Annotated in this window: 12 protein-coding genes; 10 read left to right on the forward strand and 2 right to left on the reverse strand. The window is 38.2% G+C overall.

The genetic code is table 11. The features are described 5' to 3' along the window. Positions 1 to 78 precede the first annotated feature (78 nt). Both I6G50_RS00835 and I6G50_RS00840 read right to left on the reverse strand, forming a co-directional pair. Positions 79 to 816, reverse strand: a complete 738-nt coding sequence (locus I6G50_RS00835) for an amino acid ABC transporter ATP-binding protein (RefSeq protein ID WP_003135040.1) — start codon at positions 814 to 816, stop codon at positions 79 to 81. A gap of 13 nt (positions 817 to 829) precedes the next feature. Next, positions 830 to 2,974 carry an amino acid ABC transporter substrate-binding protein/permease gene (locus I6G50_RS00840; protein ID WP_003135039.1) on the reverse strand — a complete coding sequence of 715 codons (2,145 nt, stop codon included), beginning with the start codon at positions 2,972 to 2,974 and terminating at the stop codon, positions 830 to 832. A 236-nt stretch (positions 2,975 to 3,210) separates the two neighbouring features. On the opposite strand from I6G50_RS00840, the gene I6G50_RS00845 reads away from it, so the two are divergent. The 10 genes from I6G50_RS00845 (at position 3,211) to I6G50_RS00890 (ending at position 12,313) form a co-directional block, all read left to right on the forward strand. Further along, complete coding sequence (locus I6G50_RS00845; protein WP_003135038.1) at positions 3,211 to 3,867, forward strand: VTT domain-containing protein; 657 nt, start codon at positions 3,211 to 3,213, stop codon at positions 3,865 to 3,867. A gap of 86 nt (positions 3,868 to 3,953) precedes the next feature. Next, a complete protein-coding gene (gene aroE / locus I6G50_RS00850; protein WP_003135037.1) occupies positions 3,954 to 4,820 on the forward strand; it encodes a shikimate dehydrogenase in 867 nt (288 codons plus the stop codon). Beyond that, a complete protein-coding gene (gene aroB / locus I6G50_RS00855) occupies positions 4,804 to 5,865 on the forward strand; it encodes a 3-dehydroquinate synthase (protein ID WP_197908884.1) in 1,062 nt (353 codons plus the stop codon). The genes aroE and aroB overlap by 17 nt, the downstream gene beginning before the upstream one ends. Positions 5,866 to 5,915: 50 nt before the next feature. Then, positions 5,916 to 6,347, forward strand: a complete 432-nt coding sequence (locus I6G50_RS00860) for a DUF1697 domain-containing protein (RefSeq protein WP_232252359.1) — start codon at positions 5,916 to 5,918, stop codon at positions 6,345 to 6,347. Then, the gene (locus I6G50_RS00865; RefSeq protein WP_003135032.1) at positions 6,347 to 7,279 is read left to right on the forward strand and encodes a DMT family transporter; all 933 of its coding nucleotides are present in this window, start codon (positions 6,347 to 6,349) and stop codon (positions 7,277 to 7,279) included. The genes I6G50_RS00860 and I6G50_RS00865 overlap by 1 nt, the downstream gene beginning before the upstream one ends. Positions 7,280 to 7,285: 6 nt before the next feature. Then, positions 7,286 to 7,879, forward strand: a complete 594-nt coding sequence (locus tag I6G50_RS00870; RefSeq protein ID WP_197908886.1) for a DUF1054 domain-containing protein — start codon at positions 7,286 to 7,288, stop codon at positions 7,877 to 7,879. Position 7,880: 1 nt separating this feature from the next. Next, a complete protein-coding gene (gene aroC / locus I6G50_RS00875; protein ID WP_197908887.1) occupies positions 7,881 to 9,050 on the forward strand; it encodes a chorismate synthase in 1,170 nt (389 codons plus the stop codon). Positions 9,051 to 9,187: 137 nt separating this feature from the next. Beyond that, positions 9,188 to 9,538 (forward strand): YxeA family protein, encoded by a 351-nt coding sequence (locus I6G50_RS00880; protein WP_197908888.1) that lies wholly within the window; start codon positions 9,188 to 9,190, stop codon positions 9,536 to 9,538. A 26-nt stretch (positions 9,539 to 9,564) separates the two neighbouring features. Further along, complete coding sequence (locus I6G50_RS00885; protein WP_197908889.1) at positions 9,565 to 10,353, forward strand: ABC transporter ATP-binding protein; 789 nt, start codon at positions 9,565 to 9,567, stop codon at positions 10,351 to 10,353. Continuing rightward, positions 10,346 to 12,313, forward strand: a complete 1,968-nt coding sequence (locus I6G50_RS00890) for an FtsX-like permease family protein (protein ID WP_197908890.1) — start codon at positions 10,346 to 10,348, stop codon at positions 12,311 to 12,313. Before I6G50_RS00885 ends, I6G50_RS00890 begins: the two co-directional genes overlap by 8 nt.

Raw genomic sequence — 12,313 nt, forward strand, 5'->3', positions numbered from 1 at the left:
AGGTTAAGCTCCTTTCCGTTTTAACATATTCTGAATAAAAAAAAGACTTTCTTTGTTAGTAGAAAGTCTTTTTTTTAGTTAAACATTCAATACTTTTGATAAGAAATCTTGTAGACGTGGATGTTGTGGATTTTCAAAGAGTTCTTCTGGTTTACCATCTTCGAGAATTACGCCAGCATCTGTAAACATGACACGGTTAGCAACTTTGCGTGCAAAGCCCATTTCGTGTGTTACGATGAGCATTGTCATGCCATCATCAGCAATACGACGCATAAGGTCCAGAACATCTCCAACCATTTCAGGGTCCAATGCAGATGTGGGCTCATCAAAGAGCATTACATCTGGATCCATAGCAAGTGCTCGTGCAATAGCTACCCGTTGTTTTTGACCACCTGAAAGCATTTCAGGCATTGTATCTTTTTTCTCTCCGAGACCAACCTCATCAAGTAAGCGAAGAGCTTTTTCTTTTGCTTCAGCTTTTGTTAACTTTTTAAGTTCAACAGGAGCGTACATGATATTTTCTAAAACAGTCATATTAGGGAAAAGGTTAAAGTGTTGGAAAACCATTCCGACGTGTTGGCGAACCAAGTTAATATCTGTATTTTTATCTGTAAGGTTGTAACCGTTGATGATAACATCACCACTAGTTGCATCTTCTAGGCCGTTTAATGTACGGAGGAATGTTGATTTACCAGAACCAGAAGGACCTATGATACAAACAACATCTCCTTTGTTGAATTTTGCGGAGATACCTTTAAGGACCTCGTTTTTACCATATGTTTTATGAAGATCTGTAACTTCGATTTGTACAGGCATATCTTTAATCTCCTTATTTCATTTTTTGTTCGATGCGACGTCCTACCCACATCAAAAGAAGTAGAACAATCATGTAAATCAAACCAATCAAACCGTAAACACGGAAGGCTTGGAAGTTACGGGCAACGATGATTTGACCAGCTTGTAAGAGTTCAACCAATCCGATAACAGATACCAAAGTTGTATCTTTAAGTGTAATGATAAATTGGTTAATCAAGCTAGGAATTGTAATCTTAACAGCTTGTGGTAAGATTACCTTTTGCATTGTCTTCACATAAGGAATACCGAGTGAACGGCTGGCTTCCATTTGTCCGGTTGGTACCGCAGCGATACCTCCACGGACGATTTCGGCAATGTAGGCTGATTCATTAAGGGTCAAGGCAATCACACCGGCTGTAAACTCATTCAGAGGGCTCTGATGTCCTGTGAGGAGTTGGAGCATATTTGGAATACCATAGAAAATGAAAATGGTTAATACCAAAAGTGGAATTGAGCGGTTAAGGTCCACATAGATACGTGAAATGGTACGTAGAGCTGGTGATGGGCTGGCTGAGAAAAGACCAAAGATGACACCAACAATCATTGCTAAAACAAATGAAACTAAAGCAAGTTGAATTGTAATCCAAAGTCCTTTACCTAATTGTTTCCAGTTGTTTTTCAAAATACCAAGCATTGTACTTTCAGTATTTGATTCTGTAGTTGTTTCAGTTTTTGAAGCTAAATATTTATCAACGATTTCTTGATACTGTCCACTAGCGCGTAGTGAAGATAATCCATTGTTGAACATTTCAATCAACTCTGGGTTTGTCCCTTTTTTCACAGCGAAACCATATTGACCAGTTGGGACAGTTTCAAAAGGAGTTTTGAATTCTTGCCCTTGTTTAATGGCATACTTAACAACAGGCTCATCATCCATAATGGCTTGAATTGAACCATTATTCAATGAAGAGTACATTGGAGTAGCATCAGTAAAGGTTTTTAAAGTGTAGCCATACTTACTTTCATTTTTTGATAAGTAATCATAACCAGCAGTTCCCTTTTTGGCTCCGACTTGTTTTCCTTTTAAGTCTTCCCATTTTTTAATATCGTCGTTTGTTTTAGGAACAGCGAGTGTGAGATTAGAGTCGAAATAAGCATCACCAAAGTCGAATACTTTTTTACGTTCCTCTGTAATAGTCATACCTGACATCATTGCGTCAGCATGTCCTGCTTGGACAGAATCTACGGCAGGTTGGAAACCAACATGGTTCCATTTAATTTTGAAACCTTGTTGTTTAGCAATGGCATTAAGTAAGTCAACATCAATCCCAGTAAACTTTTTATCTGTATTTTGGAATTCAAAAGGAGCGAAACTATTGTCAGAAGCAATAGTATAAACATCTTTTTTAGGTGTAGCTTTTTTACCACCTGTGTATTTTTGAACGATTTTATCATAATCGCCGTTAGCTTTCATTTGCGTAAGAGCTTTATTAAAGCCTTCAATTAATTGAGGTTTTTGACCTTTCATTACCGCAAAACCATAACCTCCAGGAAGCGAGAATGATGGAAGATGAATTGCCAAGTCTTGCCCTTGATTGATGGCATAAGAAATGACAGGAGCTTCATCCATCGCTCCAACGATATTCCCAGCAGCCAAAGAAGCGAACATATGAACACCATCAGAATAGGTTTTGATTGTATAACCATATTTATCTTGATTTTTTTGTAACCAATCATAAGAAGCAGTACCTTTTTTAGCACCAACTGCTTTACCCTTGAGCTCATCATAGCTCTTAAGGGTAGAAGACTTCGTAGTAGCTAAAGTAATAGCTGAAGTGTAATAAGGGTCTGAAACGTCAAAAATTTGTTTACGTTCATCAGTAATTGTCATTCCGGCAATGACAGCGTCGGCTTTACCAGCCTTTAAGTTTTGAAGCGCTGCGTCGAACCCAGGAAAGGACATTTCAAGTTTCCAATCATTGATCTTAGCAACTTCCTTCATGATATCTACATCGATACCTACCCAGTTTTTATCTGAATCTTGAAATTCAAATGGGGCATAAGCATTATCGCTTGCAATACGTACAGTTTCCTGAGCGCTAACATTTGTTGCAGTAGCGTAGGATATACCAGTAATCGTGGCAAATATTAAAGATAATGTAAGGAATAATTTCTTCATTTCATTATTTCTCCTAAGTTTCATTAATTATATAAACAATTATATACTTGTCAGTATACCATAAAACATTCTTGAAAAAAATAACTTGTGTAATAAAATATAACATGAAAAAGGGCGAAAATATATAAAATTTCTCTATTTGTCCAAAAAAATAACCTTATGAGGATTTGATAAAGGTTCATATTTAGTGTAAAATTGTAAATACAATAACAGCACAGTAAAAGGAAAATTAAAATATGTTTACAACACTTTCGATGTTTGGCTTTTTCAATGACTGGATTTCTGGTTTTTTGAATGCGCCAGGCGCACATATCTGGGTTTATGTTCTTTTGGGAGCCATTATCTTTATTGAAACGGGCTTAGTTATCTTCCCATTTTTACCTGGAGATTCTATCCTCTTCTTTGTCGGATCCATGGCTGCCTTGTATCCAACTAAATTATCAATGCCCTTGTTGATTTTGACGATGGGAGCATTAGCTTTCTTGGCTAATCTTTTGAATTATGAGATTGGCCGGAAGTTTGGAGATGTAATTCCTCGGCACAGAACTTTATCAAAATTCTTAAAACCAGAATATATTGAAGAAGCAGAGCAATTTTTTGAGAAATGGGGCTCATGGGCAATCTTCTTGGGACGTTTTATGCCAATCATTCGGACAGTTGTTCCATTTACAGCAGGAACAAGTCGTATGCCACATAAGAAGTTTGTCTTCTACAATTTCCTAGGTGGTTTTGCTTGGGTGACGGTCGCTTTAGGGGCAGGTTTTCTCTTTGGGCAAGTACCCTTCATCAAGAAAAACTTTGAGCTAGTGATGCTCGCCATTGTTGCCGTATCTTTACTTCCTGCCGTTCTAGGCCTTGCAAAGCGGTATCTCGCGGCACGCAAAGCAGCATAAAATAAGTTATAATAGTATTTAGGAAACTGAATACTATTTTTTATATTAAAAAAACAGAACAAATAAACAATAGATATAGGTGTAAGATGGAAATCAATGGACAAACACGAATGGCTGCCGTACTAGCCTATCCTATCAAACACAGTCTTTCCCCTTTCATTCATAATCGCGCATTTAATCTCTTGAATGAAAATGGAGTGTATCTGGCTTGGGAGTTAGAAGATAAAAAAGAACTGGGACAAATGATAAACAATGTGAGAACTTTGCACATGTATGGGCTTAATATTTCAATGCCTTACAAGAAAAGTGCTTTTGAGTTTCTCGATGAGTTGTCAGAAGAATCGCGACTGATTGGAGCTGTCAATACTATTGTCAATCGGAATGGAAGACTCGTTGGCTATAATACAGATGGAATTGGCTTTTTTAATGCTTTAGATTTTAAGCCCAACAATAAAAAAATGGTAATTTTAGGCGGTGGTGGGGCTGCTATCGCAATTATTGTTCAAGCAGTTTTGCTTGGGACCAAGGAAGTTATTGTTTTTGCAAGGCAATCAGCTTCCTATGCTCCCTTGGCGCAACGCTTGCAAAAACTAGCAAAGCAAACGGAAAGCCAAATAAAACTTTGGGACTTGGCAGATTTATCGCGGTTGCAAGAAGAAATAACGGAGTCGGACTTGCTGGTTAATGCAACACCAGTTGGTATGCTGGATCAAGCAATGCCCCTATCGTCTTCGATTATTTTACCGTCTCATATATTACTTGTGGATACGATATATAAAGTACTGGAAACTCCGCTTTTAAAATGGGGCAAAGCGCAGGGTGTTCAAACTCAGAATGGTATTGGGATGCTTATTCACCAAGCAGCAGCTTCCTTTGAACTATGGACAGGTAAAAAAATGCCGGTTGAACAAATCAGTCAAGAATTGGAGGAAAGCAATGAAATTAAGTGTTAACCTTCCGAATACTCCCTATGAGATTATTATCCAAAAAGGAGAGTTGGCAAAAGTAGGAAGTTGGGTTTCAAATCTTTGGCAGAAACAAAAGATTGTACTTGTCACAGATGATAATGTGAATGCACTGTATGGTAGGAGCGTAGCTGAGCAGTTAGAAGATGAAGGATTTGAAGTTTTTGTCTTTGAGTTTCCAGCTGGTGAGTCAAGCAAAATATTGGCAAATGCTGAAAGAATTTGGAACTTCTGTGCTGAAAAAGGCCTTACCCGTTCGGATGGAATAGTTGCTTTAGGCGGGGGAGTTGTTGGCGACCTTGCGGCCTTTGCGGCAAGTACGTATATGCGAGGCATTCATTTTTTGCAAATTCCGACAAGTCTCACGGCACAGGTGGACAGTTCAATTGGCGGGAAAACAGGAGTAAATAGTACCTATGCTAAAAATATGATTGGAACTTTTGCTCAGCCAGATGGAGTTCTTATCGATCCAAAAGTACTCGAAACCCTCTCTCCAAGAGCTTTTCGGGAAGGAATCGGAGAAATCGTTAAGTGTGCCTTGATCGGGGATAAGATGCTTTGGGAACGATTGCTAGACCTGAAAAACGAGCAAGAGTTGCTTCAAGAGGCGGAGTACTTTATCAGAGCAGCTTGCGAAGTGAAACGTCGGCTTGTCGTTGAAGATCAATTTGATCAAGGTACAAGGCTGTATTTAAACTTTGGGCATACAATCGGGCATGCTGTGGAAGCATGGGCGGGCTATGGGCAAGTTATGCACGGAGAGGCTGTTGCTATTGGTATGGTTCAAATAAGTAAAGTTGCTGAAAGTAAAGGACTCATGCCCAAAGGATTAACAGCCAAAATCAGAGCTATGCTTCAAAAATTTCGCCTGCCACAAACTTTTGAGCCTTGGGATGAAGCAGCACTTTTTAATATCTTGACACATGACAAGAAAACACGTGGGAATAAAATAAAAACAGTAATTGTGCCAGAAATTGGACAAGCTAAAATAAATGAAATAAGCTTAGAAGAAATGCGGGAGTATTTAAGATGAGATACTGTGCCTTTCTTCGAGGAATTAATGTTGGTGGTATAAAGCTTAAGATGACTGATCTAAAACAGGAGTTTGAAGCTGCTGGTTTTACAGATGTTGCTACCGTTCTAGCGACAGGAAATGTTATCTTTAGTAGTAAAGCAGCACCAGATTTATCTTTCTTACCTGTACAAGCCTTTGTAAAAACAGAGCAACAAGTGAAAAAAATGCTGGAAAATAATCCTCTTGCTATACAAGAAGATTATCATATCTATATTTTTGTGGCAGAGGAAGCCTTTGCGCAGATTGCTTTATCTGAATTTGAGAGTTTGAAAACAGCACAAGAAGCAGCTGCTGTCAAAGAAAATACTTTTTATTGGAAGGTTCCCAAGGGTTCCACCTTAGGCACCCCTTTTGGTAAGATTTTAGGAAAAAAAGCTTATAAAGAATTATTTACGAGTCGTAATATCAATACAATGGAGAAAATAATAAATAAAATATAATGTTTATCTATCTTGGAATAGCACTTTTTGCGGGTTTTTTACTAGCAAACCAAAACCCGATTAATGCTGATCTTCGCAAAAAAGTAAACTCCCCTTTTTGGGCATCGACAATTTCTCAGATTATTGGGGTTATTTTTCTCGGAGGAATATCACTCGGTTTAACCGGAGATTTATTTCCTTCTGTTGAGTTTGTAAGTAGTCATCCTGCTTGGATTTGGATAGGTGGCTTGTTAGGTCCAGTTTATGTGACTTCCAATGTCTTTCTTTTTCCAAGATTAGGTGCTGTGCAAACAGTGATTTTACCTATCTTAGGACAAATTTTGACTGGAGTGATAATAGATAGCTTTGGCTGGTTTTATGCTGTTCAGATTCCTATGAGTCCGATGCGTATTGTAGGGGTTATTGTTACCATGGCTGGACTTTTTATTGCTGTTGTACTCACTAGCTTGAGTAAAAAAACAGAACGAGTGAAAGACCACAACGAACCGAGTTTACTCTTATGGCGCCTTTGGGCCGTTATATCTGGCTCATTTACCGCCATTCAACAAGCAATCAATGGCCATCTAGGTACTTTACTGCATCGACCTTTTCAAGCTTCTTTCATGTCCTTTTTTATCGGTCTACTTGCCATTATTCTTGTGACCTTATCAATAGAACGACGCTTTATCACGAAAATCGAAATCCGAAGTATTAAGAAATGGAACATTCTTGGTGGAATTTGGGGGTCCTTCTTTGTTCTCGGGGCAGTCTTAGCGGTACCAAAGATTGGAGCAGGGCTCAATATCATGATGGCTATTCTTGGTCAAATTGTCGGTTCAATGTTGGTACAGCAATTTGGCTGGTGGCATTCGGATCGTTATCCGATCAAACCTTTACAAGTCGTTGGTGTCTTGGTTATGCTTGTAGGGATAGTTTGTATAAAATTTTTGTGAGGTTATATGTTTAGAAAAAAATCATTTGAAGTATTTGATATTGAAGGTTTAGAACCACGTATGGATGGGGTTCGTGCGGAAATTCAACCTGTTTTTATGAAAATAGGTGAAGAAATGAGAGAAAGAATCAGTCAGGCTATTCCAAATCAAGACTTCTATCTCCATATCGCACAACACCGTCGTCGTACAAGTAATGCTCCAGAAAACACATGGTCAGCAATTGGACGACAAAAACGAGGATATAAGATGGAACCTCACTTTCAGTTGGGCATTTGGCAAGAATATGTTTTTGTCTATCTCTCTATTATCGATCAGCCTAAAGGACAAAAAGACTTTGCTGAAAAACTGGGCCAGCTTTCGGCACTACCAGAGGGTTTTGTTCTATCTAAAGATCACACCAAGGCTGATTTTTATGAAGTGAACTATTTTCCAGAATTTGTCGATCGTTTAAAAAAAGTGAAAAAGTCAGAACTAGAGCTGGGGAAAATTTGGGAAGCATCACGCTTTGATGGCGTACAAGATAAAGTAATCTTGCAGGAGATGATGGAGACTGTGGATGACTTATTGCCGATTTATAAACAATTGATGAAGGAGGGGTAACATGCGTTTTTTTACAGCAGGTGAATCACATGGGCCACGCTTGACTGCCATTATTGAAGGACTTCCCGCAGGACTTTCTCTTAAGGCAGAAGATATCAATGTGGAGCTTAAACGTCGTCAAGGTGGTTATGGCCGTGGTGGACGGATGAAGATTGAGTCAGACCAAGTTGAAATAACGAGCGGTCTCCGTCATGGAAAAACCTTAGGAAGCCCTCTGACCCTTAATGTTACCAATCGAGATTTTTCACATTGGACTGAAATTATGGCAGCCGAGGAAGTGGATGATGCCATAAAAAAACAACGTAAGTTGACAAAACCACGTCCTGGACATGCTGATCTCGTGGGTGGGATGAAGTATGAATTTGAAGACCTGCGCAATACACTTGAGCGATCATCAGCAAGGGAAACAACCATGCGTGTAGCTGTTGGTGCAGTGGCTAAAGTTCTATTGAAAAATCTAGGCATCGAATTAGGCAATCATGTTGTTAATTTTGGCGGAAAAGATGTGACGGAGAAGCTCTCGGAATTAACTGTCAGTAAAATCAAAGAAACCGCTGGTTCAAATGATTTGTCTTTAGTTGATACGTCAAGAGCAGAGGAGATTCGTAGCTATATTGATGAAATAAAGAGAGCGGGAGATACAATTGGCGGCATCGTAGAGGTTCGCGCTGAAAATGTACCCGCCGGTCTAGGCTCTTACGTTCATTATGATCGTAAATTAGATGCAAAAATTGCGGCAGCAGTAGTGTCTATAAATGCTTTTAAAGGCGTGGAATTTGGATTAGGATTTGAAGCAGGGCGTCGTCAAGGAAGCCAAGTAATGGACGAAATTCTTTGGACAGAACAAGCAGGCTATAGTCGAAACACAAACAATCTTGGTGGCTTTGAAGGTGGGATGACCAATGGTGAAGATTTGATTATTCGAGGAGTGATGAAACCGATACCTACTTTGTATAAACCACTGATGTCCGTAAATACAGAAACGCATGAAGCTTATAAAGCCAGTGTGGAACGCTCTGATCCAACTGCTTTGCCAGCTGCGGGTGTAGTGATGGAAAATGTGGTTGCTACCGTTTTAGCTCAGGAAATATGTGATAAGTTTTCAAGTGATAGCTTCCGAGAGCTCCAAGAAGCCTTTCAAAAGTACAAAAAACGCTTGAAAAACTTTTAAGTAAAATAAAAACTAGAGGTTATGAAATAGCTTCTAGTTTTTTTATTACAAAAGTGTAAGTTTATAGAAAATATTATTTGCTAGAATAGAGGTATAGGGTTAAGAAAAATAAAGCCCAGTATGAAAGAGGTAAAATTATGAAAAAAGTATTATTTGGTTTACTTGCACTTGTAGTAATAATCGGTGGCCTGGGTTATGGTTGGTATAAGTCAAGTTATGGTGGAGCAGAACGTTATGTCAAAATCACCCAAGACGGTACTAAAAAGGAAGGCAAGACTGATTCAGGGGAACGTTATGTAGATTACGTATACAAAATACCTTCTTACGATAAAAATGGTGTTAAAAAAGAGGTAACTTTTAACGCTCAACACAATTTACGTAAGGAAGCTTACTTAAAATTAACGGATAACAAAGTTAAAGGAATAACAAGCTGGGAAGAAGTTCAACAAAAAGACGTACCAGCTCAAGCAAAAGATAAATTAAATTAAGAAAAAATATATTAAGAGGACAAAAAATGCTATTAGAAGTTAAACACATCAAAAAAGTTTTCAAAACACGTTTTTCAAAAGAAGAAACAACTGCTCTTGCTGATATTGATTTTTCTGTGGAAGAGGGTGAATATATTGCCATTATGGGTGAATCTGGTTCAGGTAAAACAACATTGCTAAATATTTTATCTACATTAGAAAAACCAACAGCAGGACAAGTTTTACTTTCAGGAAAAGATATTACAGCGATCAAAGACAAGGATATTTCAGCCTTCCGTCGTGAACATTTAGGCTTTGTCTTCCAAGATTTTAACCTTTTGGATACTTTGTCAGTAAGAGATAATATCTATCTTCCGATGGTTCTATCTAAAGCACCAGTAAATAAAATGAAATCACGTATAGAAGCCTTAGCTCCTAAATTGAATATCGAGATGCTTTTAGAAAAACAACCTTTTGAGTTATCTGGGGGACAAAAACAGCGGGTTGCTGTGGCACGTGCCTTGATCTCTAAACCAGATCTTGTTTTGGCTGATGAGCCAACAGCAGCTTTAGACTATAAAAATTCTGAGAGCTTGCTTGAGCTTTTTGAAAATATCAATGATGCGGGACAAACTATTATTATGGTTACTCACTCTAGCTTGGCAGCAAGTCATGCTAAACGTGTTCTCTTTATTAAAGACGGGATGCTTTATCACCAACTTTATCGCGGTGAAAAAACTTCAACAGAATTTGCTAAAGAAATTACAATGTCAATGACTTCATTCTTAGGTGATTCAACAGGCCCAAGTGAAATGGAGGTAGCAAACAATGCTTAGTTTTAAACTGGCAGTCCAAAATTTAAAGAAAGGCCTCAAGTCCTTTGCGCCTTTTATTGTAGCAAGTGTTACCATGTTTGTCTTACTCTTTGTGACAGCAGCCATAGCACAATCTCCGTCTCTAGAAAAGATGAGAGGTGGGGCAGCAGTTGCACAATTGATGACCTTTGCCATGTGGATTTTAGCTATCTTTGGTGCTATCATCCTTATTTATAGCTATCGTTTTCTCCAATTGCAACGTTCAAGTGAGTTTGGGTTGTACGATATCCTAGGATTAGGTAAAAAGAAAATCGCTCTTGTATCTTTCTTTGAACTTGTGTTAAGCTATGTGGCTACAGTGATTATTGGTACAATCGTTGGTATTGCTTTTTCAAAATTCCTTTTCCTTATTTTCATAAATATGATTGGGGAAAATCAGTTTAATTTAGCGATTACTCCAGCTTCAATTCTGACAGTGGCTGCTATCTTCTTGCTTTTCTTCTTCCTACTCCTTATCATAGGAACGTTTATCATTTGGAAATCTTCAAGTTTAGACTTATTACGAGAAGCTTCTAAGGGAGAAAAAGAACCTAGATCAAATATCTTTATGGCGATGGTTGGTCTTATCTTACTTATTGTAGGGTATGGACTCGCAGTCAATGTTGACAACCCTGTTAAGGCCTTGTCTACCTTCTTCACCGCAGTCTTAGCAGTTATTCTCGGAACTTATTTCTTCTATATCAGTTTCACTGTATGGTATTTAAAATGGCGTAAAAAACGTAATTCATACTATAAACCACAAAACTTTATCACAATCAGTTCAATGCTTTACCGCATGAAAGCTAATGCGGTTGGTTTGGCTAATATTACTATTCTCTTGTCAATGACTTTAGTAACACTTGTTGTTACTGTGGGTATCTTCTTAGGTAGCACACAGTCAGTTGAGCGCTCTTATCCAAAAGAAGGGCAATATACTCTGTATACACAAGAAAAAACTGGCGATCAGATGATTCAGACTTTAGAAGAAAAAGCGAAACAAGCAGGCGTGGATATCTCAAATGTTTCAACGGCTTTGAGTGCTGATGGTTTACTTGCAAATGGTCAAAAAGAAGGGGCAAATTCTTTAAAGATTGCTCCAATGGCTGATCCCAAAACGGGAATCCAGTTTTCACTGACAACGATGCAAACTTTGAAAAATCTAGGTGAAAAGGTTGATGAAATATTTGGCAATCAAATTAACGTCTTGGATTATTTTGGCGCTCATCCAGCTTTAAAAGAGCTTAACTGGTTTGGGACAAAATATGAAGTCAAAAGTATTATGGCGAATAATGATTTGACAAAGTATCCAATCATGATGAACATTATGAACCCAACGCTCATTATTTTCCCAAATGATCAAGAGTTACTTCAAGCGCTGAACACTTTTAACACAGCAAGTGGCAATGATGGTCAAGATTACCAAATAAGTCCAGCTGTAACTGTTAACTTTGATATTCAAGAAAAAGATCAAGACAAACTTGTAAAAGCATTTGGAGACGGAGAACACCTTCTTAGCTTCCGTACTGTTGAGTTGAAAGAAGTCAAAACAGGCATTGGTGCCTTTGTCTTCATCGGTTTAGTGCTTGGTATTAGCTTTATTCTCGGCGCTGCCTTGATTATCTATTACAAACAACTTTCAGAAGGTGTGCAAGATAAACGCTCATTCAAAATCCTTCAAGAAGTTGGACTTTCCAAAGAACAAGTTGCTAAAACAATCAAATCACAAGTAAGTATGATTTTCTTATTGCCAATCGCAATGACAATTATTCATTTCAGCTTTGCTTATATCATGATTAGCAAGATTATTCAGGTCTTTGGTATCATGGATAGCCAGTTGATTCTCTGGGTAAGTTTGGGAACAATCGCAGGTTTAGCCTTTGTTTACTGGCTTATTTATAAAGGAACAAGTCGCGTTTATTACAATATTGTGGAGAAAAAATAA

Source organism: Lactococcus garvieae, from assembly GCF_016027715.1.
Taxonomy (GTDB): domain Bacteria; phylum Bacillota; class Bacilli; order Lactobacillales; family Streptococcaceae; genus Lactococcus; species Lactococcus garvieae_A.